The following is a 23323-nucleotide window of genomic DNA, read 5'->3' as shown; positions in this document are numbered from 1 at the left end:
GGACGTATTTTCCTTTCCGTCAGGATTTAATGCTGGGTCAGTATCACCAGAAATGAATTCGAAAATACCGGAAACAACTCGCTGTCCAGCAGCGTATCATATACTTTCGTCTCGTCAAACAGCTGCAGGCGCTCTCTGTCAAAATTGCAGATGTTGCTGTTCAGCTCCCCAACAGACGGAAGATATTCATCAGAATAAATCGTCATCGGAAATTTATAATCCGGGTACGGGTAATAGAATTCCGTCTGAAATCCTCCGGCCCGGCTGATCACACATTCCAGCTCTTTTCTGGAAAATGTACGGACACCATCCGTATTCGGATATCCCTCAATCCCCTCAAAGCACAAACCCGCGTGGTCCTCCGTGCATCCGGCCCAGTACTTCAGCCCAAGGCGGTTTTCGATTGCCAAAATGATCTTTCCGCCCGGTTTCAGATGCTTCTTTATTTTTTTCAGCATATCAATATAAGGCGTGCTGCCGCCTATGTAGCCCTGTGAATACTCGAACACACCAATCAGCGTGATATAGTCGTAAGTCTCCTGCATGTGCTGTTCGATGTCCTGAAAATTCCCCACATCTATTTTAATATTTGAATATTGCTGATTACGGTAGGCATTGATATAACTGCGTTTTTTTGAAAGCTCAACACAGTTGACATACCCGGCCTTTTTGGCAAGGGCACCTGTGACCGCACCACATCCGGAACCGATCTCCAGCACACGTTCTTCCTTCGTCATGGGTATCCATTCCACGATATTCTGACGGATATGGGAAAAGTGATACATCACCGGCCAGCTCTTCTTTCTGGCAATCACCTGATTGTACTCTTCTTCACGGTATTTCATCGCAATACTCAACAGTTCATCCTCAATCTTTCCGTCACTGTAAAGATCTTTTCCCGGATAGTATTCATAATCCAACGTAATATTTCCAATTATCTCCTGCATATTGACCCTCTATTTTACAGATACTTCAGAATTCATATCATAGAATCCCACCGTATTTTTTACAGATACCACTGTGATATTGCAGGCATCGTAGAGCCTGTGGTAGACATGAAACTCACCGTCCCTGTAGCCTGTGCACCCGAAGGAAATCAGATATTCTCCTCCCTGAAGATCCATCTTCTGGGTAAATGAGGCCTCCCGCACATCTCCCTCATGCTGTGTATCGATGCTGACCTTCTCAAACATCGTATTCGTTCCCGTAATCTCCGTACCTTTGAGATCCTTCAGCGTATACGCAAAGATGGGATCTTCCACCGTCTCATGAAAAGCCACCTTCATTTTGATGGTAAACTCCGTTCCCTTCTCGACGGTGTTCGTGAGCTTACCGGAATCATCAAGCAGTGCAAAATCAATGACCTCCGCACGCTTCTCTCCATACTCCAGCACCTGCGGATTTGTAACCAGCGCATCTTTCCAGAATCCACCCTCAGGCTGTATATCCACCCCCTGTGCAGCCATAGCCTGCTCTCCGGCATCCATCGCTTTCTCCTGGGCTTCCTCCTCCTGATGGACCAGCAGCTTCTTGTACAGGTCGACCATCGGCTTGGGCTGTCCTTCGTCCAGCTTTTCCCCTCGGTTTAGCAGCACGACACGGTCACAGTATTTACTGATACTTCCCAGGTCATGGCTGACAAATAAGATGGTCTTCCCCATCTTTTTAAAATCTTCGAATTTTCTATAACATTTCGCCTGAAAAAATACGTCTCCGACAGAAAGAGCCTCGTCGACGATCAGGATTTCCGGCTCAATATTGATCGCAACTGCGAATGCCAGACGGACAAACATACCGCTCGAATACGTCTTGACCGGCTGATGGATAAAGTCTCCGATATCGGCAAAACTTAAGATTGCGTCCATCTTCTGATCGATTTCTTCTCTTGAAAAACCGATCATGGTTCCATTCAGATAAATATTTTCCAGACCGGTATATTCCATGTTGAATCCTGCCCCCAGTTCCAGAAGTGCTGAGATCCTGCCGTTTACACTGACCTCCCCTCCTGATGGATTCAGAACGCCCGTTATAATTTTCAAAATCGTTGACTTTCCGGATCCGTTCGTACCGATAATACCGACGGTCTCGCCTTTGTTCACCGTAAAACTGACATCCCGCAGCGCATAATGTTCCTTCGCCGATACCTTCATTCCCAGCGTCTCTTTCAGACGATCCGACGGTTTATTATATAATTTATAAACTTTACTCAAGTGTCCGACACTGATTGCTATTTCACTCATCTTTTAACCTCGATTATAGAACGTCCGCAAAATGGACTTTCATTTTTTTGAACAGGCCTGCGCCGATTATGAAAATAACTGCCGTCACAATCCAGAAATACGCTGTAAGACCTGGATGCTCCCAGAAGGCAATTTTATCGATCAGGGCATCACGGTATCCTGTAACAATATAATAGACTGGATTCAGCTTCAGAATCGTTGCAATTGTACCTCCGGCTTCCAGCCCCAGATCCTTGAAGTTCCACATGATCGGAGTCAGCCAAACACCCACCTGCAGGAAAATATTGATAATCTGAGATAAGTCGCGGAAGAAAACTACAACCGCACTCGTCAGATAAGAAATCCCAAGCACCAGCATAAAGGCACTGAAACTGTAATAAATCAGCTGTAACACATACAGATCCGGAAAATATCCGTAAACCGCATAGATAACCAGCACAACTACAATGAAAAAAAGATGAACAAACAATGCCGAAATCACTTTTACCATGGGAAGTATACTGATTTTGAACACCACTTTTTTGACCAGGTAATTATATTCGATCAGCGCATTTGTCCCGTTTACCAGGCTGTCCTGTACAAAAAACCACGGTACCAGACCAGCCACCAGCCAAAGGACAAACGGTACGGAACGTTCTCCTCCGGCCCGCAGTGCAAGCCCAAAGACGAACCAGTACACAAGCACTGTGACGATCGGCTGAATGAATGCCCAGATAATGCCGAGATAAGAGCCGGCATATTTCGTTTTAAAATCATTTTTAGCCAGCGAGAGGATCAGTCTTCGGTTCTGATACAGCTCCACTGGAAGCGAAAACATTTTTTTCAGCATATGTCCCTCTTATCCCTGACGCTTCTTCGTATATTCCTGAAAACTTCCCCAGTTCTGGTCTTTTTCAGAAATTGTCAGTTCCATCCCTGAAGGAATCGGCCATTCAATTCCGATCTCCGGATCATTATAAGCCAGACCTCCCTCATCGTTTGGATGGTAGAAATCGGTGCACTTGTATGCAAACTCGGCAGAATCTGAGAGCACAACAAACCCGTGTGCAAAATTTTTCGGAATAAAGAACTGTTTTTTGTTCTCCGCTGACAGAACCACGCCGAACCATTTTCCGTATGTCTCTGAGCCCGGACGGAGATCGACAGCGACGTCAAACACTTCCCCGCTGACCACACGCACCAGCTTGTCCTGAGGATAATGAATCTGAAAATGCAGTCCTCTGAGCACGCCCTTTTTGGAACTGGACTGATTGTCCTGTACAAATTCCATATCGATGCCTGCAGCCTTGTAATCCTTATAGTTGTAAGTCTCCATAAAGTACCCGCGCTCGTCACCAAACACAGCGGGCGTGATCACCTTTAATCCTTCTATCTCGCATGTTTCAACTGTAATCTTTCCCATGATCATATTCTCTCTTTCTTATAATCCTTCAGCAATCTCCAGCAGATACTGTCCGTAAGCCGTTTTGAGAAGCGGCTGTGCCAGTTCCACCAGCTGTTCTTTTGTGATAAACCCTTTTTTGTATGCGATCTCTTCGATGCAGGAGATATAAAGCCCCTGTCGTTTCTGAAACGCAGCCACAAAGTCGGCAGCGTCTAACAGCATGTCATGGCTTCCGGTATCCAGCCATGCAAATCCCCGGCCAAGGGTCTCTACATGGAGCGTTCCCCTCTGCAGGTATTCATTATTCACGCTCGTGATCTCAATCTCCCCGCGGGCGGACGGCTTTACATTTTTCGCGATATCTACGACATCATTGTCATAGAAATACAATCCCGGTACGGCGTAATTGGATTTCGGGTGTTCCGGCTTTTCTTCGATCGACAGCGCCCTGCCTTCCCCGTCAAATTCCACAACTCCATACTCTCTCGGGTCACGTACATAGTATCCGAATATGGTCGCCCCCGATTTTCTCCCGGCTGCAGCTTTTAATACCTTCTGGAAACTCTGTCCGTAGAAAATGTTATCTCCGAGTACGAGGGCCACATGATCATCTCCGATAAAATCTTCTCCGATGATAAACGCATCCGCCAGTCCCCTCGGATATTCCTGTACGGCATAATTCATCCGAAGCCCCAGCTGCTCTCCCGTCCCAAACAATTCTTCAAAGACAGGAAGGTCTCTCGGCGTCGAGATGATCAGGATATCGCGGATTCCCGCCAGCATCAGCGTTGACAGCGGATAATAGATCATCGGTTTGTCATAGACCGGCATGATCTGTTTGGAAATCGCTTTCGTCAGCGGATACAGCCTCGTACCGGAGCCGCCTGCTAAAATAATACCTTTCATTTGTTGTCCTCCCATCGCATAAGAAAGAAGGCTTATCCCGCCTGCGCGTGATAATCCTTCTTCCATTGATTACTGATACATGTCGTTATAATATTTCTGGTAATCACCGCTCGTTACATTTTTCATCCAGTCTTCGTGCTCAAAATACCATTGAATGGTCAGTTTGATTCCCTCTTCAAACATGGTCTCAGGGTACCAGCCGATCTCCTCTTTGATCTTATCGGGAGCGATGGCATAGCGCCGGTCATGTCCTTTTCTGTCCGTCACGTAAGTGATGAGATCTTCGCTGACGAGTTTTTTTCTCGGATCCCCTTCCGGCAGCATCTTCTGCAGGGTGTCCAGAATGATATGAATGATCTGAATATTCTGTTTTTCGTTATGTCCGCCAATGTTGTATGTCTCGAAAAGTCTTCCCTTTTCCTGTACCATGTCAATTCCCTTAGCGTGGTCTTCGACATACAGCCAGTCACGCACATTTTTTCCATCACCGTATACCGGAAGCTTCTTTCCCTGAAGCGCATTGTTGATGATCAGCGGGATCAGCTTTTCCGGAAACTGATACGGTCCGTAATTGTTGCTGCAGTTCGTGATATTTGCGGGGAATCTGTACGTATCCATATAAGATTTCACCAGCATATCGGAAGATGCCTTGCTCGCCGAGTACGGGCTGTGCGGATCGTACGGTGTCGTCTCGTAGAAGTACTCCCCTTCATGTTCCAGGGATCCGTATACCTCATCTGTCGATACATGGAGAAATTTTTTTCCCTCTTTAAAGCTGCCGTCAGGAAGTTCCCAGGCCGCTTTTGCCGCGTTCAGCATCACCAGCGTTCCCAGTACATTCGTCTTTACAAAAACCTCCGGATTGCGGATGCTTCGGTCCACATGACTCTCCGCTGCAAAATGTACGACTCTGTCAATGTCATTTTCGTCAAATATCGACTGAATCGCATCGCTGTCACAGATATCCGCCCTCACAAACGTATAATTCTCTCTGTCTTCAATATCTTTGAGATTCTCAGGGTTACCTGCATAGGTAAGTTTGTCCACATTGATGATACGGATTTCATCACCGTACTTTTTAAACATATAGTGAATATAGTTAGAACCTATAAAACCGGCACCTCCGGTTACGAGGTAAGTTCTCATTGGTTTTTCCTCCGTGTTGGTTTTTTGCTGTTTACTGTCTACAGTATACCATCTTAACTGTTATTATTCAAGGCGGCTATTTGACCGGCAAGCCCAAGAGTGTAGGATTACAATACATATGTTACAACTGAATAATTAAAATGCAGGGATCTCTCCTTTGTGTTATATTTTAGTCACCACAACCACAACATAAACAAAGGAGTTCCCTGCTATGGCTAGTATAACACAAGATATGAGATACCGTCTATCCCTGATCCGTTACGCTGAGAAGTATGGCGTTACCAAAGCTGCCGTTAAATATAAAACCAATCGGCAGTATATCTATCGCTGGAAACGTCGCTTTGACGGCTCTATGGAGTCCCTCCGTGAACGCTCCAGACGCCCACACAGCCATCCTAATCAGCATACGCCTCAGGAGATCAAAATGATTACCGATATGCGCAGACGTAATCCTGAGGCTGGTTTAGTCATCCTTTGGGTAAAACTTATGCAGCGCGGTTATTCCCGTTCTATTCCCGGGCTTTACCGTTTCCTTAGAAAACAGGGGATTATGGCTGTTCATCCTCCTAATCCCAAGTACATCCCTAAGCCTTATGAGCAGATGGCCTATCCCGGACAGCGGATTCAGATTGACGTGAAATTTGTCCCTTCTGCCTGCCTCATGAATGAAGCCAAAGACCAACGGTTTTATCAGTACACCGCCATTGATGAGTACTCCAGATGGCGGTTTGTGGAAGCATTTGAAGAACACAGCTCCTATTCCGCTGCCTTGTTCCTTGAGCATCTTATCAAAGCGTTTCCCTGCCCTGTCGAATGTGTCCAGACTGATAATGGTCAGGAATTTACCAAACGCTTCAGCTCTTACGGCGGTTCGGATAAACCTACCATCTTTCAAGTCCGGCTTAAGGAATACGGCATCAGGCACAAGCTGATACGTCCATTTACTCCAAGGCATAATGGCAAAGTGGAGCGAAGCCACAGGAAAGACAATGAGCGTTTCTATGCTGTCCACAGTTTTTACTCTTTTGAAGACTTCAGCAAACAGTTAAAACTCTATAACCGCAGAGATTATAATAACTTTCCTATGCGCCCACTTGGATGGAAAACCCCAAAACAGGTACTGGATAATTATCTGATGTCACTGTAACATATGTTTGACAAACCTACAGCTATTTGACCGGCAAGCCCAAGAGCCGTCCCTGTAATTTCTAAAACGTATTTACCACAACCGCACTGTATACCGTTGCCATCAGCAGCAGTGCACTTGCACCCGTCAGTATCGCAGTGTCAATACGTTCCGGCAGGGTGTTTCTGATAAGCCTGGTTCGAAAAGCAAGCAGAAACATCATCGTCACCGGCAGATAGTATCTACCCTGCACTCCCCGTATAATGTCTGCACCGACTGGAGTAAAGCTGAGATAAAGAGCTGACCAGACGAGACAGATCGTCACAAATGCCAGGACTGCGGCGGCTGTCTTCTGGATTACGCTCAAATCCGTTTTTTCGCGTCCGCGCACATCGGTGATAGTCACGCCGGCTGCCAGCAGCGCCGTCGTCACCATGCTCTGATCGCCCGCCAGGTGCCCCATCTGTCCAAGTCCCCGGTACCCGAACGTAAAGGAAAAAAATTTCTCCCAAAGACTTTTAAACAGCAGTTTCGCATAGATGAAAGGGTGCGCAAATACATACCGCAGCTGCTGTCCCACACTGGTATCCCCGCCCCTGGCATCTCCTGCCTGATGAGGGTTTAAAAGCGGAGGCAGTGCGAACGTTGAGAGTACCAGCAAAAATGCGAGCAGGATAAACCCTCTGAACATCCTGCACTCTTTCGCTGACTTAAATCTTGCAGCCGGGATAAAAAGCGCCAGAGCGATCATCGGTATATAGACTGGCTTGGGAAGACTTGCGATAACAAATGCCGCCGTAAAGACCGCACAGTTCCTGTATGATACATGCCTGTCCTTGTCAACAAGCTCCGGCAGCAGATATGCGATTCCCAGGAAGGTAAATGCTGTCACTGTCGCATCATACGTATAGGTCACTGCAGAAAACATTGCCGTCGGCATCAGTGCGAGCACCAGCATGATACGCTTGCCAAACGGTATGCGTCGGATCGCCAGGAACATGACCACACAGTACAGGATCAGATTCCCAAGCCTTCCCAGTTTATAGATTGATGTAAAGTCCAGATGCAGGAGCTGCCCAGCCTTTATCATCAATGCCTGCGGCAGATAACTGAAAGAGTACATCTGGAATCCATAATTATTCTGCTGGTCTTCATCTGAGGGCTTCTGGGAGTCCCAGGACAGACTGTCGTTCCAGAATGCTTCCTCCTGTTTGTACTCCTCCTCCGACTGCGGGATGCTGTACGGCCAGTTATTCATACTTGTCTGAATCAGGTCATTCATGGCTGGCGTCACTGTTATGGTATCCCGTCCCAGCAGAGTATCAAACAGATAATAGGCCCTTCCAAAATGAATCTCTTCATCAAGTCCTACTTTGTGCACCGGCAGCAGCAGGATCATCAGACTTCCCACGCACAGGCTGACTGTCAGAAAGATGCGCTCCGGTTTCAGCTTCTTCTCACCATACAGCAGGAACAGAACCAGCAGCACCAGTCCCGCCGCCGCGCAGTGAAATAAAAACCGCCCGGCAGAGTAGTTCTCTGTGTTGTTGATGGCAACAGCACGGATATTGACGTGTTTGGCCTCCTCCGGCATACGTATCGTAATCTGGTCCGCGGTATTTCGGATATTTACTGTAGAAGACACAAACATGTGATTATTATCGTCGGCTATTTTTCTGCTTTTTGAAGAATCCTCCTCCTGATAATCTCCCACAAGTATCGTCGCATGCAGCTGGCCTTCATAATCAAACTCATAATACAGCTTGTCAACATACTGTTCCTCAAAAGACAGTGTCAGGCTTGCACCCGGGCGTTCACTGACATAAACCCCGTCTGTCAGTTTAAAACCGTTCGCTTTTATCTGCTCCGTCCCAAGATACTGGTAATCTGCCTGTTTTTTAACGGGCAGGTTGTAGAATATCTCTCCCAGGACACCGGCAGCCAGGATCACAAAAATCACAGCCGCAATACAGATATATTTATTCCTGAGTCTCTTCATTTTCATCACACGCCCCTTGTTCTTCCCGTTCCTTCTGTAAAAGTGCCAGTTCCTGTGCAAGCTTCTTCACTTTATTTGACAGTCTGGACACCGCCATCGTCAGAGAAAATATCACGACCAGAGCAAAGCAGAACCCCGCAAAAAACAGCATATTGACCGGTGTTCCAATTCCAAGCACACCGGCAAGCCAGGCAGTCAGCGATGGGAAACATCCGAACAGCAGTACACCGATACCAAGCACGAACCAGGACATTGCATACTTTAGTTCCAGCTTATTGTTCCGAATCATATTCACCAGCACAATTAAAGCCACAAGGGCAGCCGCAACCACCAGAATCTGCGTCTTAATATTCATCTGTCTCCTCCTTTCGGATACACTCAATGATGATCGCCATTGTCACCTTTATCATATAATATACGGACTTTGTCATGGAAATAGAAGACACACCACCACTCCTCTCTCTCATGACAACCGGTATCTCCTCCACTTTTTTTCCATGGCGCAGTGCGAACGTCACACTTTCCGGCTCCGGATAGTCCACAGGATAGTTATATGCGAACATCTTTATCACCGAACGGCCGGCCATCCGAAGTCCGGAAGTAGGATCTGTAATGATTTTTCCCGTCAGAAGACGGATCAGCTGTGTAAAGTAGTGGATCCCAATCCTGCGCATCCCGGATGACTGAAAACCTTTTTTTTCAATGAAGCGGGATCCAATCACCATATCCAGATCATGCTGTTCCAGATGATCTGCCATTTTATTTAAAAACGCCGGGTCATGCTGTCCGTCGCCGTCGACCTGGACTGCCATATCGTATCCTTTTTCCAGTGCATAGCGGTACCCCGTCTGCACAGCCCCTCCGATTCCCAGATTCACCGGAAGACTAATCACAGGAAATCCCTGTCTTCTGCAGATCTCCTCCGTATGATCCGTGGAACAGTCATTAACAATAATATAGTCAAATTCCGGCGCATACCGCTTGATTTCCAGCACCGTCTTCTCTATGCTGGCACTTTCATTATAAGCCGGAATAATAATCAGTTTCTTCATGGGTATCTCCCGTCATAGTCCTAAGTGATGGATCTGGTCTGCTGTCCTCTCCCAGGTGAAGTTCTTCAGCAGACGCTCTTTTGCTCTTTTCGCGGCTATTTTACGCCCTTCACTGTCGTCCAGAACAGACAACAGTGAATTTCTGATCGTCTCCGGGCGATTGTCACGCATTATCATACCATAGCCTTTGTCGAGAATCAATTCCTGAGAACCACCGCGGGGCGTCGTAATCACATAGCACCCCGCCGCTGCCGCCTCCAGCACCGAGGTCGGGAACCCTTCCGGATAATCCGTCGGAAGGCAATAGATGTCCGTCTGTCCCAGCAGTGAGACCACTTCTTCAAAAGACAGCCTGCCAAGTGGCAGAATCCGTTCACTCTTCCCCGCACAGACTGCGTCCCACTCATCCCCGTCACCCGCGATCATCAGGAATACCCTTTTTTCCCGGGGAATATCCTCCACTGCTTTCATGAGATTCAAAATTCCCTTCTCCCTCACCAGCCGTCCCGTATAAGTCACTACGATGTCCTCCGGCTGCAGCCCGTATTCGGTCCTGTAATCTTTTACCGGGTGATTCAGAATCTGTTCAATCCCCGCCGCATCCACCGCATTGTAAAGTGTGCCCTTCGCCCTGATATGAAAATGTGCAAGCCATCGGCAGCATGCCCTGGATACCCCGTAGAAGTCATGGCAGCCCACACGCTCAACCGCAGTCAGTGCATGTTCAAACCATGCTCCCACGGTATCCGCGAGTCTGTTTCCTACCGTCATATGGCTGGTTCCATGGTCCAGCACAATACTTTTGGCTTTGATTTTGTTTGCGAACACAATACCATAAAGAGAATGCAGATAGAAACGCGTCTGTATGATCACCAGATCAAATCCGGCCCTTTTCAGCCGACGGTGAATCCTCCAGAATGTCCGGTCGGGTTTTGATACCGGGTATCTTCCATCCAGCAGATTAAAGCACGGCATCCGAAAGACGGGAATTCCCTCCATGTAAGAAAACGTCTCCAGATGCATATCGTTGGACGTTACAATCACTACCTTATCTCCCCGCCCCATCAATGCCTTCGCCAGTTGGTACGTATAACGCTCCACGCCTCCCAGATAGGGAAAGTAGTGAGAGCAGAAAATACAGATTTTTCTAGCCATTCTCCTTCTCCTTTAGCAGCTTTTATCTTCCCTGCATATGTTTCAGCATCCATGCAAAAACTCCAGAGGGAATCCACTTCAGCATTATCTCAAACATAGCCACGGCAGGTGCCGTCCTGCGGTATTTCCACAGCTGTACCGTTTTTCTTCTCTTTCTTGCCCGTGAAAATGCCAGGATCTGTTCCCTTCGTGGATGGTCCGGAAACCGTTCCAGGAGTTCCCGCACTACGGCGCATGAGGTCTCTACACGCCACGTGTAATACTCCTCCTTCGAAGCCAGGTGATAGAAAATACCGCTGACATTCTTCCCATGGCGCCGGTAACTCTGAAGCACTTCCTCAATATAGCAGACACTGCCCATCGCCGCTGCACACATCGTCACCCACTTATCGTGTCCGGTATTTCTTGAAAATGGCAGCATCCGTTTTGCCGCATCTGTGCGCATCACGATCGTCATACCGAGTGCATAGCAGGTAAAAACTGCATTGCAGGAAATATCGTCTCCGGTGCTCCATCGTTCATATGGATGCCTGCTTGCGCTGCGCACACTCTCTGTCACCACACGGTTTTCTTCATCGATGATTCTGCGGTCAGACGTCACAAGAACTGCACGCTTCTGTTCCAGAACCTCTGTACATCTTGAAAGCTTCGATGCATCCCACACATCATCCTGGTCACAGAATGCCAGATATTCACCGGATGCCATCTCTGCCAGGGTCTCAAAAGCACGGATGTAACCCAGGTTTTCACTGCATCTGTGGTATGTGTACGGCGTTTTTAAAAGTATTTCCCCGAGAATGCCTGTGATATCCTCCCCCGGACAATCATCCCATACGATCAGCTCTGTATCCGGATAATCCTGAGCCTCGATGCTGAGAAGCTGCTGCCTTAAAAACGAAAGATCCGGCCGGTACACAGACATTAGCACGGATACTCTGGAACCTTTTGACATAGTATCAATCCCTGCTTTCTTTCATCAGATAGTATATAAAAATCACCAGAAACGCCAGCGACATCAGCGCCATCGAACAGAGGTAGCTGACGGCTCCTCCCATAATCGCGTACCGCTTCACCAGCACAGGCGTGAAGACGAAGGTAAGTCCCGCCGTGACGGCACACCCCAGAAGGCAGGCGAACTGCTGCCGCATGATCACGATCGCGTACTGCAGAAGCTGGTATACCGCTGTAAATGCCCCTCCTGCCAGTATGATGCACAATGCGGTGCGATGCCCGTCAAGATCAATCCCTGACAGCCAGGACATGACAGGAATCCCCAGCACGTAAGCTCCCGCCACGCAGATAAACGTAATGCCGCCGATGATTAGAAGCTGACGCCGGATAATCCCCGAAAACGCACGGTAATCTCCGTCGTTGTATTTGACGGAAAGCGGCGTGATCAGTGGCTTCAGCACGAACCCCGAGAACAGGTTCACAACAAACGCCATCATATACAACGTGTTAAACATTCCCAGATATTCATTGCTGTAATACCGGTCAATCGCATACTTGGATGCATGGATGACATACGCCGTCAGAAAAGAGTTCACAAACAACGGCAGGCAGCTGATCATCAGCGATTTCTGCTTCTCCCAGGAAAAATGAAGTTTCAGCCCGCCGAACGCACTGATCAATGTCCCGTCGATCACAACGACAGAGATCAGATAGACAATACCGAGTGCAGCCACCGAGAGCAGCAGATTCCTGGTCACCAGCATCACCGCGGCGAATCCCGCCAGATACAGCGCTGTCTTCACGAATACTGCCCTGCAGGACACATCATACCTGTTTTTCTGCTGGTATCGCCCTTCCAGCAGGTCGGATACCGATTCGCACATCTTAAAACCGATCATCAGTGCGATGGCTGCCATTTTTTCCCCGCGATAGCCCCCTGCTGAGATCCAGATGACACCGGCAGCTGCCATGGCGGCGGTGGTGATCAGCCTGGAAACGCAGTAATCCCCAAAACTGTATTTCTCCAGCACATCCGATACCTGAAACGTCCGCATATTATAATAGCCGATCGTCACCAGCTGATTTCCAATGGACATTGCAATGGCAAATATTCCAGCGGCAGCTGCCCCCAGTATATTTGACACACCGAGCGACATGACGAAAGAACTGCCCGCATACAGCATGCCGGCGAGCACCGTCCAGAAATACGTTTTTTTCATGGTACCGCCGTCCGGCGGCATGAAGATTCTGGTGATCATGATTCGCTCTGTTCTCCGTTTCCAAAATCCAGTTCAGCCGGGGGATGGTTATGGCGTTTATCCTCCGGCGGAAGCTCCATGTAGTTCTTACCGTACCTTGTGCGCAGGTATACATGAGGACGGCGCGGGAAACTCAGTTCCATTCCCTCAAACATAAGTTTTCTCACAGGATAAATATCACTGCGCCGCAACATGCTCGTATACGGTGTGGGATCAAATAAAAAAGCAACTCTCCGCGTATTCTCATCCCGGTAGCGCACAGCCGCTTCATTTGCTTTACGGTAAAGGTATTCCGGCGAAACACGGAACATCTTAAGCAGTCTGTTTATCAGTTTTGAAACAAGCAGCATGGTCTTTGCCTTCCATCCATCCGCATACACAGTCGGCTCCGCAATCTGCCGCAGTACCAGCAGCTTTCCGAAAATCCATGCCTGCATCGCCTGTCGGCGAAGTCCCTGTTCATCATCCGCCACATTGTCGAAACAAAAAATGTCGACTGCGATCCCGGACTCATATCCGCATGTCACGGCATCCTCGTCCCGGAATTTCGTCCCCGCCTGATACCATTTACTTATCATGACCGGAAAAGAGGCATCCACCTGCGCGTTCATCAGATGATACTTTCCCTTCGGCTCCCTCCTGGCAATCTCCAGAAAACGGTCGTAATGCTCCCTCGTCATTCCGACGTCGATATCATCGTCCCACGGAATGAAACCGCCATGCCGGACTGCTCCCAGCAGCGTCCCTCCGCAGCCAAAATACTCGATGCCGTTTTCCCGGCAGAATGTATCGAAATCTTTCAGTATTTCGCATTCGACATCCTGCAGTTTCTGCAATATATTCGGATCATATTCCCTGTAAAGCATCTTATCACTCCTGTTCTTCTGGAAACACCAGTTTTACGATCTCATGACCCTGGCGTTCATCTTCCGGCGGCAACTGCATATAATCCCCGTATTGCCTTCGCAGCATGGCATCATTTTCAGCAGGCAGGTTAATCATGACGTCCTCGAACCGCTCCCGCCTCACAGGAAACAGCTCGTCTTTTTTGATGACCCAGAGATCCGGATTCATATCATCCAGTATCGTATAATACCCTGAGGTACCTGCATACTTTTGCATCAGCCTCTCATACCTTGAAACAATCCTGTCCACCGACGGACCCGGTTTCATTATGTAATAGCCAAGGCGGCATGCCCCCCTGACCAGCTTCACTTTCAGACTGTTTCCCTCAAAATACGGTACGCCTGTATTTTTAATAATGTACAGCCGGTTCCAGAAGCGGAGCGACCGGTACAGTCTGGCTCGTTCCCTCCCTGACACCGGAATGTTATCATACGGAAAAATATCCAGTTTGATCCCGGGATGAAGCGGCCATTTCTGGTTCCATTTCGTCATGAAGACGGAACCCTTTGGAAACATCTGCAGATAAAACCCCTGCACCCGTTTCTGAAGGGATGCGCTGTAAAGCTCATACCTCTTATCCATCTCCTCTTTTGCAATCCGGACAAAGCGGTCATAATCCTCTCTGAGCATCCCGACGTCCATATCATCATCCCACGGGATAAATCCCTGATGGCGGACTGCACCGATCGCCGTACCTGATATTGCAAAATACGTAAGTTCATGCTTCTCACATATCCGGATAAACTCCTTTAATGTTTCCATGCTGTATTTCCTGATTTTCCGGTAATCTTCTTCTGTGTATTGAATCATAATTTTTCCCCGTTATTATCTCTGTGCTTCCCTCGCTGCCTCAGTCAATATCTCCACCGTATGGGCCAGTCCCGTCTCTATCGGGAACATCGCATGCCAGCCGAGGCTCTTAAGTTTCGCTGCATCCAGCACTGCATGAGTCGCCGCCGAATATCCTGCACGCTCCTGTTCGTCAGGCAGTTCACAGACCACCCTCGTTCCTGAAAAATCTGCCAGCAACCCGGCAAGTTCTTTCAATGTCAGATCTGACAGTGGGTCTGCAATATTATAAGCCTCACAGGCTTTTCCCTTTAACAGCAGGAACAGCAGCGCTGATACTGCATCCGCCACATACGTGTAGGAATACAGCTGTTTTCCCTCACTTTTAAGCACGATATTCCCGCCGCTCACGGCGTTTCTGATAAACTGTGCCAGCGCCTTGCTGTCTTCCTCCTGCATCGTCGGTCCGTACACGCGGCTGAACCGTCCCGTGACAAACTCCACTCCATACTGCGCGGCATAAGCCTGACAGATACTTTCAGAAAGCCTCTTGCTCTCAGGATAGCCGGCGCGCACCGTATTACAGTCAATGTACCCAAGATCACTTTCCGCAAATGCCGGAATTGCCTGCACATTTTCCCCGTATATTTCGACGCTTGACATCAACAGTACCCTCTGCGGTCGCCTTCTCCTGGCATGTTCCATGAGATTCAAAAGTCCGGTGACATTTCCCGTGATCGTCCCCACCGGGTCTGCTGCGTAAGCTCTGGGGTGTGTATTGCTCGCCCCGTGAATAATATAATCATATGTCATCTCATTTTCGGGAAGCGGTGCGGTCACATCCCACTGTTTAAAAAACAGCCGGCCAAAATCGCCGGCTTTTTCATTTTCCATTACAATCCCATGATCTCTGAAACGGCTTTTGGCTTTCTCCGGACTCCTCCCGGCCGCCCGGATATTGATCTCGTTGGCATATGCCGTATTCCGTTCCATCAGGACATCGATGAGAAATGATCCGATCAGCCCCGTTGCCCCGGTGATCAGCAGCTCTTTTTGTCTCAGCTTCTCCCACGGAAGAGAGAGGCCGGCAATCGTTTTCACATCACTTTTATACTGTTCATATTCTATCATACTCATACCCTACTTCAGCCAGGTGTTTTCTTCCAGCTTCAGATACGCCTTGAAAAGCTCAAGGTCATCTTTCGTCGTCAATTTGATATTGCGGTCAGATCCTTTCGCAAAATACAGCGTCTCTCCGAGATCCACCATCATCGTATTCGTGTAGGACGACCCATAGATACCGATTTTCTCTGTAAATGCCTTTTCATATGCCCATCGAAGTTTCCCATATTTGTACGCCTGCGGAGTCGCCACTCTTCGCAGTGTCTCCCTCGGAATATATTCACAGGTAGACTCCTCATCCCTGATCTTAAAAATCTGTTCATTGTACGGCATCGCGGTAACCGCATTGCCCTTTTCGCGGCACACAGCGATCACGTCCGATAATACACTGACATCAACCAACGGCCGGATACCATCATGTACGATGATGATATCATCATCCTCACAGTCATTTTTCAGATTATCCACCCCGTTGCGGATCGATTCCTGCCCGGTTGAACCTCCGGAGGTTACCCACCGAAGTTTCGTGATATTGAACTGATTTGCATAGGCCTTCAGCACATCATGCCAGCCATCCAGGCAGACGACTTCAATGGCATCGATTTCCTTATGCTTTTGAAACGCTTCCAGTGTATAGACGATCACCGGCCGGTCATAAATATTGATGAATTGCTTTGGAATATCCTGGTTCATCCTGTGCCCGCTCCCGCCGGCAATGATCAGCGCAACATTCATAGCCTTACCTCTTTTTTCTTCTCTTTCTTTTCTTCTTTCTGGTGGCTGCCTTGATAATGATCAGCAGCACAGCAGCCGCGATCAGTACTCCGAGGACGATGATGATGGTCCGGTAGGTCCCGGACACACTTTCATCCTGTTTTTCAGGTACGCCCTCCGTCTCCGGTACCGGCTCTTTCGTCACAGCCTGCTGTTCTTCATTCTCTGCCTGCTCAGCCTTTTCCATGGCATCAAGTTCTTCCTGTGAAACCGTTACAGTTCCAACCGTATAGTCATTGTAAGTGTACGTCCTGAACACTCCGTCCTCGATATCCACAGAGGTTTCGGTAAGATCATTTTCTGTCACTCCCTTCGGCACAAGAAGTTCTCCTCCCTGCACCGCGAGCTTTTCAAAATTCCCGAACCCATAATCGAACAGGGCTTTCGTATCCGCACATACCTGTCCCGGATCTGCACGCATCACAACGGCGATCAGCCGGATACCGTCACGTTCAGCCGCAGTCACAAGTGTATTTTGGGACAGATCCGTTACTCCCGTCTTCCCCCCAATGCATCCTTCATAATACTCAGGTGCTGTCGGAACGATCATTGCATGATGGCTGGAAACCGTGCGCGCCTCAGGATTCAGATTAGTCGGTGGGATCGTATACTCCAGTGTACCGATGATCTTTACAAATTCTTCATTCTTTAAAGCCTCTCTGAAGATCAGCGCCATGTCATTTGCTGTCGTCCAGTGGTTCTCGTCCGGGAGTCCGCTTGGATTATTAAAATGAGTATTCGTACACCCCAGCTCCTGCGCTCTCTCATTCATCATCCTGGCAAACTCTTCCTGGCTTCCCGCAACGTGTTCCGCCACCTGAGCTGCAACTTCGTTGGCAGATCTGATCATAACAGCATACAGACACTGCTCCATCGTCATGATTTCGCCGACCTGCATATTGATATTGCTGCCTTCCGCCATCCTTGCAAGCCCTGTTTCCGTAAACGTTACCTGCTCATCCAGCTTACAGTGTTCCAGAGCCAGAAGTGTTGTCATGATCTTTGTGATGCTGGCAGGATATCTGGTCTCATCCTTGCCCTTGTCAAACAATACTTCTCCTGTCTTCGCATCCATCAGGACTGCCGTCTCCGAGTATGTATCTGCCCCCTGCGGCCATCCTTTTGTCTCGTTCGTCTTAACCGTGTATTTCTCGTCATTATGGACTTCAGCCCATGCCGTCTGTGTAAACAGCATGCATACCAGCAATGCCAGGATGATACTGTAAGTTTTTTTGTTTTTCATGTTTCCCACCTTTATGATCTGTTTTTGTCACTCTGTCTGCTGTTACGTCAATGCCGGTTCCTGTTCCGGCAATTCCTCAGGAGTCATTTCTTCTGTATCCGGTGTCATTTCCGGCGTCTGTTCCGGTGCCGGCATGATTTCCGGTTCCGGGAAGCCCCCCGGCTCCGGGGATGCTTCCGGTGTTAGCGTGGTCTCCGTTGCCGGCTGCAGCTGTTCCATTGCCTCGGCAAGCGCCGCCTCCGCCTCATCGACCTCCTTCTGGGTATAGCCACCACGGTAATTGTCCAGAATCACGTCCGCGTCATCATATGCACGCTGCAGTGCCTCCCAGGACTCCTTTGAATACAGTTTTGCAGTCTCATCGTTGTCCGGATACTCCGCATCTTTCAGCGCCGCTTTCTCTGCCAGCCCGACAATGTCCGGCGCTTTCACCAGACTGTCCATGGCACTTCTCAGCGCTATTTCCGCTTCATCCAGCGCACTCTGTTCTTCCTGCATATAATTTTCAAGGACTTCTTCTGCCCTCTGGTATGCTTCCGTCAGCGCCTGCCATGAAACGATGCTGTAATCAGATTCATTTTCATCCAGCACAATCCGCGCCTCATCCATAACCTCCTGAAGCCCGGCTCTGTCCGGAATCACAATCCCAAGTACGGGACTTTCACCGCCACCCGGAGAACCGTATGCGGATTGTTTCGGACGAAGCTGGATATGAAGCGCTCCGATCTCCCCGATCGCCTTCTGCGCACCGTCTGCCTGAATGCCTGCGGTCCCGCCGTTCGCTGCCCAGCCCAGCCATCCATAATCAACAATATACACCTGATAATACAGATCATACTGATTTTTAAGCGTTCCGGTAAGCCGCATCTCGATCGCCTGGATTCCACCGCCATCTTTACCGGATGTTCCGCTTGTCTCTCCGTTTTTCTTCCACGTTCCGGCTGCCGCCGCATCCCATCCGGATTCTCCCTGATACGTGCGATACTCCAGATTTCCGGCTGCCGGCTGCGACTTCAGTTTAAAGGCAACCGATGATATTCCACTCTCCCCCGATTTCACTGCATTATACTGGAGCATGGACTGTTCCTGTGTCCGTCCGGCTCCCGCGTCTGAAATCACGCCGGTTATATCAAAAAGAACTCCTGTCTGACTATGGAATGCATACACATACCCGTCCCAGGTCTGAATGCTGCCTTTGATCTTTCTGCCCGCTGCCCCGGGACTCCCTGCCATCTGGAAATAGTAAGTATTTCCGTCAATTGTGCGAAAGCCCTTCGCCGCCTTACCGAGAACACCGGCTGCTCCCGAAGGCTCCAGGTAATACTCATGTGTACCGATCGTCTGCCAGCCCAGGAGCATCTTACCTTTGAGTCCCCCCGCAGCTCCTCCTTTAATAAAGTAATGCTGCTCGTTACCGATCGTCTGCCAGCCTGTCAGCAGTTCCCCTTTGACTCCGGCTGCTCCCGACGGATTGAGGTAATACATCTTTCCGTTTAATGAAAGCCATCCCGCCGCGGCACATCCCCGCACCCCGGCTGCTCCCGACGGATTAAGGTAATACGTCTTTCCACTGATCGTCTGCCAGCCTGTCAGCAGCATTCCCTTTGTCCAGCTGACATTGCCGGTCCTGTTAAGATAAAACATTTTGCCGCCGATGTTCAGCCAGCCTGTCAGCATCCTGCCGGCTGTGCCTTTGTCTCCCGCCATCTGCAGATAATAGGTACGTCCCCTGTACACCTGCCATCCTTTCATAACCTGACCGCAGTCGCCTCCCGCTCCACTTTCTTTCAGATAGAATGTTTTGCCGCCGATCGTCTGCCAGCCTGTCAGCATCTCACCGCTGTCCTTTTTAAAGTAATACGTCTTGCCGTCGATCACTTTCCAGTCTGTCAGCATGGCACCCTGCTTATATGATCCGGAATTTTTTCGATTGAGAAAATAGTAGTTCCCCTTATATTTTACCCAGCCCGTTTTAGCCTTACCTGTCTTGTCAAAATAATACCACTTGCCGGATATTTTCTTCCAGCCGACTGCCGGGCGGCCTGCCGTATCCATATAATACTGCCCGCCGTCATACGTAAACCAGCCGCCTTTAATGCTTTTCACCGTAAACGTATACCCGGCGGATGTTATCTGTGAAACGATTGCCGCCTGTGCCGTCGAGTAGGTGCTTTTAATGTCAGTCCCCATGCTGCGCAGCAGATTCTGAGTGCTTATGTCCACATTCGATATCGGACCTGTAACCACCGCAGTCCCCGCCGCAAATTTTCTCAGGATATCATCCGGATTATTCTGCCTGTATCCGTGATGTGGAAGTTTCAGAACATTGGTATTTCCCAGTTTTTTATTGTCGAGCAGCCACCTCGTAATTTCCGGGATCGCATCCCCCGTCAGTACTGTATTTTTCCCGTACGCACTCACCCTGATCACAAGAGAATTTGAATTTTCATCCGGTATCTTTTTACGGATTAGCGTGTTATACAGCGTAAGCTTCATCTGGCTGCCCAGTTTGATCTGCATGCCTTCTGTAAGATTCTGAACCACCGTCACTTTATTACCGCGGGCGGCAGCCAGCAGACCGTTATAGATATAAGAATTATCCCATCTTCTGCCCGCACTGGACAGATTACTGTCTGAGTATTTTTTAAGATACAGCTTTTTGGGCTTAAAATAATTGACAATCTCATCACCGCTGCCGATATGGTCACTGTGAGCATGTGTTCCGATATAAAAGTCCAGATTTGACGATGTGACTCCGACAGATTTCATATAGTAGATCACCTGCTGTTCAAATCCCTGATCTGTCACAATTCCCGTACGGTATGGATATTTAAGATCATCTCCCTGCGGATAATCCCAGTCTTCGCCGGAATCTACAATCCCAAAACGGCCGTTGTCTTCCAGAAGTATAGCATCCGTAGATCCTTTCAGTGCGATATAATGAATTCTGGTAGCCGCCTCCGCTTTGGCACATCCCAAAAACGTAATGCAGAGTACGATGACCGTACCCAGAACATATTTAATCCTGCGTGGCATAATTTACTCCTTAAATTATCGGTTTCCCCTCTGTGTTCTATCAATACTATACACAGAAAAGCGTGGTTTTACAAGCTGTAACCACCCCATATCCCTCATTAACGTCCAAAGGCGGGCACCAAATCAAACCGTTTTTTAAAAAACGGAATGTCAATGACCCACCTCTTAAAACAGATAATAAAACTTGCTCCTTAAATATACCAGGGAGTACATCATGTCTCCCGCTTACTCTTTATTCAGATCATATTTGATCTGTGTCGTCGAGATCTCAGGCGTCCGCGGCAGATACACAACATCGCAGTATTCTTTCAGAAAATCAAATTTTCCTTCCCAGTCATCTCCTATCACAAAGGTATCAATATGATATTCTTTCACATCAGATACCTTCTGCTCCCAGTTTTCCTCCGGTATCACAAGATCAACATAACGGATCGCCTCAAGCAGCTGTTTTCTCTCTTCGTAAGTAAAGTAACACTTTTTCTGCTTCATATTCCAGTTAAATTCATCCGTCGACAGAGCAACGATCAGATAATCGCCCAGCTGTTTTGCCCGTCTGAGAATATTGATATGCCCGTAATGCAGCAGGTCAAATGTACCGTACGTAATCACTCTCTTCATGATACCTCCATCTTAGCCTATTGCATGAATTCCTCGTATTTATCCATGACTTCCTGCGGATCTCCCAGCATCTTGATCTCTCCTTCGTGCAGCCACAACACGCTCGTACATAATTCGCGTATGGTATCTGAGCTGTGCGAGACTATGATGACAGTTCTGTCCTTATCCATGATCAGCTCTTTCATCTTCTGATAGCTCTTCTTTTTAAACTTTGCATCTCCTACACTTAAGACCTCATCGATCAGCATGATATCGGTCTCCAGTATCGCCGTAATGGAAAAAGCCAGCTTAGAGTACATACCGCTTGAATATGTCTTCACCGGCATATCAATAAACTTCCCAAGACCGGCAAACTCAATGATCTCATTCACTTTTGCCTTTACCTGTTCTTCTGAAAATCCCAGCAGCATTCCGGACAGATAGATATTCTCCCTGCCGCTCAACGCCTTCTGGAATCCGACTCCGATCGCCAGGAGCGAGATTGAATATCCATGAAGATCGATACTGCCGGAATCGGCTGAAAAAATTCCGGCCAGCGCCCGCAGCATCGTAGATTTACCGCTTCCATTCTTTCCGACAATACCCATAATATCGCCTTTAGGGACCTTAAAAGAAACTCCCCGCACTGCCTCGAATACTTCTGCCTTACTTTTTTTCAGCTTAAAAAAACTTTTCTTTACAGAAAAGGACTTCAGACAGCGATAGCTGATCCGCAGATCCTTCACCTCAATCGCATATTCCTGCTCCTGCATATCCTAAACCACCTTTGCATAACCATTTTCATATCGATAGATAATCTTAACGCCAATCGCCGCAACGAGAATTCCGGCCACCAGCCACAGCGCAAATATTCTCATGTCCGGCGTCTGCCCGTACAGCAGACACTTTCGGAGCCCGTCCAGAATATAGGCGACCGGATTCAGCTTCAGCGCCCAGCTTCCATACGGTGCCGGAAGTCTTGTATTGACTGAATAGAAGATACCGGTGACGTAAAACAGAAGACGAAGAAGTATATTCACAATGTTGCTCATGTCTTCCACGAAAACTCCCAGATGCATAAAGATCGTCATCCCGGCAAAGGTGATAACCATCAATAAGAATACCAGCGGAACCGCCAGGAGAATATTCCAGGTCAAATCCACACGGTACACCACCATCATACATGCCACAATAACAAATGAAATCAGCATCTTGAACGCATCGACGCCCATTCTCGTGTACGCCAGCACATATTTTGGCATATATACCTTGTCAATAATTGATTTATTATTTTTTACCATCCTGACACTGGCCTGTACACATTTGTTAAAGAAGGTCCATCCAGTCAGTCCGACAAAAATAAAAGCTGTAAAATACGGTTCCCTGCCGTCAAAAACCACGCCAAAGATAAATGCATAAATCAACATAAAACACAGTGGATCCAGTATCCACCAGATCCAGTTCAGATAGGAACTTGCCACTTCTGCTTTCAGCTGCGATTTTGCAGACCGGACGACGTAGCCGGCATATTTTTTCGTATCTTTAAAAAATTGCATTTCATACCATCCTCATACTATTCTTCCAATTCATCAGCAAGGCAAATCAGCCTCATAAACGCAAATATACCACTTTTCAGAT

At 48.3% G+C, this 23323-nt stretch carries 22 protein-coding genes; 1 reads left to right on the top strand and 21 read right to left on the bottom strand.

Going from position 1 to position 23323, the window contains the following annotated elements:
* Positions 1 to 26 precede the first annotated feature (26 nt).
* From MCG98_RS06375 to rfbB, 6 genes are all read right to left on the bottom strand, one after another.
* Positions 27 to 947 (bottom strand): class I SAM-dependent methyltransferase, encoded by a 921-nt coding sequence (locus MCG98_RS06375; protein ID WP_240301021.1) that lies wholly within the window; start codon positions 945 to 947, stop codon positions 27 to 29.
* Between the two features lie 9 nt (positions 948 to 956).
* Positions 957 to 2240, bottom strand: a complete 1284-nt coding sequence (locus MCG98_RS06370) for an ABC transporter ATP-binding protein (protein WP_240301019.1) — start codon at positions 2238 to 2240, stop codon at positions 957 to 959.
* 13 nt (positions 2241 to 2253) lie between these two features.
* Positions 2254 to 3069, bottom strand: a complete 816-nt coding sequence (locus MCG98_RS06365) for an ABC transporter permease (RefSeq protein ID WP_240301017.1) — start codon at positions 3067 to 3069, stop codon at positions 2254 to 2256.
* Between the two features lie 9 nt (positions 3070 to 3078).
* Complete coding sequence (rfbC, locus tag MCG98_RS06360) at positions 3079 to 3642, bottom strand: dTDP-4-dehydrorhamnose 3,5-epimerase (RefSeq protein ID WP_240301016.1); 564 nt, start codon at positions 3640 to 3642, stop codon at positions 3079 to 3081.
* An 18-nt stretch (positions 3643 to 3660) separates the two neighbouring features.
* A complete protein-coding gene (rfbA, locus tag MCG98_RS06355; protein ID WP_240301015.1) occupies positions 3661 to 4530 on the bottom strand; it encodes a glucose-1-phosphate thymidylyltransferase RfbA in 870 nt (289 codons plus the stop codon).
* 69 nt (positions 4531 to 4599) lie between these two features.
* Entirely contained in the window at positions 4600 to 5676 is a 1077-nt protein-coding gene (gene rfbB / locus MCG98_RS06350) for a dTDP-glucose 4,6-dehydratase (RefSeq protein WP_240288966.1), read from the bottom strand.
* 211 nt (positions 5677 to 5887) lie between these two features.
* On the opposite strand from rfbB, the gene MCG98_RS06345 reads away from it, so the two are divergent.
* A complete protein-coding gene (locus MCG98_RS06345) occupies positions 5888 to 6823 on the top strand; it encodes a DDE-type integrase/transposase/recombinase (protein ID WP_240288967.1) in 936 nt (311 codons plus the stop codon).
* Between the two features lie 61 nt (positions 6824 to 6884).
* Here MCG98_RS06345 and MCG98_RS06340 read toward each other — a convergent pair whose 3' ends face one another.
* The 15 genes from MCG98_RS06340 to MCG98_RS06270 form a co-directional block, all read right to left on the bottom strand.
* On the bottom strand, positions 6885 to 8807 hold the full coding sequence (locus MCG98_RS06340; RefSeq protein ID WP_240301008.1) for a DUF2142 domain-containing protein: 1923 nt from the start codon (positions 8805 to 8807) through the stop codon (positions 6885 to 6887).
* On the bottom strand, positions 8782 to 9156 hold the full coding sequence (locus MCG98_RS06335; RefSeq protein WP_240288969.1) for a DUF2304 domain-containing protein: 375 nt from the start codon (positions 9154 to 9156) through the stop codon (positions 8782 to 8784). The genes MCG98_RS06340 and MCG98_RS06335 overlap by 26 nt, the downstream gene beginning before the upstream one ends.
* Complete coding sequence (locus MCG98_RS06330; protein WP_240288970.1) at positions 9146 to 9853, bottom strand: glycosyltransferase family 2 protein; 708 nt, start codon at positions 9851 to 9853, stop codon at positions 9146 to 9148. The genes MCG98_RS06335 and MCG98_RS06330 overlap by 11 nt, the downstream gene beginning before the upstream one ends.
* Before the next feature lie 12 nt (positions 9854 to 9865).
* Positions 9866 to 11008, bottom strand: coding sequence for a glycosyltransferase family 4 protein (locus tag MCG98_RS06325; RefSeq protein WP_240301007.1), 1143 nt, complete (start codon positions 11006 to 11008; stop codon positions 9866 to 9868).
* Positions 11009 to 11030: 22 nt separating this feature from the next.
* A complete protein-coding gene (locus MCG98_RS06320) occupies positions 11031 to 11960 on the bottom strand; it encodes a glycosyltransferase (protein WP_240301005.1) in 930 nt (309 codons plus the stop codon).
* A 4-nt stretch (positions 11961 to 11964) separates the two neighbouring features.
* Positions 11965 to 13218 carry a hypothetical protein gene (locus MCG98_RS06315; protein ID WP_240301004.1) on the bottom strand — a complete coding sequence of 418 codons (1254 nt, stop codon included), beginning with the start codon at positions 13216 to 13218 and terminating at the stop codon, positions 11965 to 11967.
* The gene (locus MCG98_RS06310; RefSeq protein WP_240301003.1) at positions 13215 to 14084 is read right to left on the bottom strand and encodes a LicD family protein; all 870 of its coding nucleotides are present in this window, start codon (positions 14082 to 14084) and stop codon (positions 13215 to 13217) included. The genes MCG98_RS06315 and MCG98_RS06310 overlap by 4 nt, the downstream gene beginning before the upstream one ends.
* Before the next feature lie 4 nt (positions 14085 to 14088).
* Positions 14089 to 14934, bottom strand: a complete 846-nt coding sequence (locus MCG98_RS06305; RefSeq protein WP_240301001.1) for a LicD family protein — start codon at positions 14932 to 14934, stop codon at positions 14089 to 14091.
* Positions 14935 to 14949: 15 nt separating this feature from the next.
* Positions 14950 to 16044 carry an NAD-dependent epimerase/dehydratase family protein gene (locus tag MCG98_RS06300; protein WP_240300999.1) on the bottom strand — a complete coding sequence of 365 codons (1095 nt, stop codon included), beginning with the start codon at positions 16042 to 16044 and terminating at the stop codon, positions 14950 to 14952.
* 9 nt (positions 16045 to 16053) lie between these two features.
* Positions 16054 to 16770: an IspD/TarI family cytidylyltransferase gene (locus tag MCG98_RS06295; RefSeq protein WP_240300997.1), complete on the bottom strand. Its 717-nt coding sequence runs from the start codon at positions 16768 to 16770 to the stop codon at positions 16054 to 16056.
* Positions 16771 to 16774: 4 nt separating this feature from the next.
* Positions 16775 to 18052 (bottom strand): D-alanyl-D-alanine carboxypeptidase family protein, encoded by a 1278-nt coding sequence (locus tag MCG98_RS06290; RefSeq protein ID WP_240300995.1) that lies wholly within the window; start codon positions 18050 to 18052, stop codon positions 16775 to 16777.
* A 42-nt stretch (positions 18053 to 18094) separates the two neighbouring features.
* Entirely contained in the window at positions 18095 to 21088 is a 2994-nt protein-coding gene (locus MCG98_RS06285; protein ID WP_240300993.1) for an MBL fold metallo-hydrolase, read from the bottom strand.
* Between the two features lie 225 nt (positions 21089 to 21313).
* Positions 21314 to 21706, bottom strand: a complete 393-nt coding sequence (tagD, locus tag MCG98_RS06280; protein WP_240300984.1) for a glycerol-3-phosphate cytidylyltransferase — start codon at positions 21704 to 21706, stop codon at positions 21314 to 21316.
* A 17-nt stretch (positions 21707 to 21723) separates the two neighbouring features.
* Entirely contained in the window at positions 21724 to 22458 is a 735-nt protein-coding gene (locus MCG98_RS06275; RefSeq protein ID WP_240300982.1) for an ABC transporter ATP-binding protein, read from the bottom strand.
* 3 nt (positions 22459 to 22461) lie between these two features.
* A complete protein-coding gene (locus MCG98_RS06270; RefSeq protein ID WP_240300980.1) occupies positions 22462 to 23241 on the bottom strand; it encodes an ABC transporter permease in 780 nt (259 codons plus the stop codon).
* Positions 23242 to 23323: the final 82 nt, after the last annotated feature.

This window comes from Ruminococcus sp. OA3, from assembly GCF_022440845.1.
In the GTDB taxonomy this organism is placed as follows: domain Bacteria; phylum Bacillota; class Clostridia; order Lachnospirales; family Lachnospiraceae; genus Ruminococcus_G.
The sequence above is the reverse complement of the archived record's forward strand: the minus strand, read 5'-3'. Positions and strand labels throughout refer to the sequence as shown.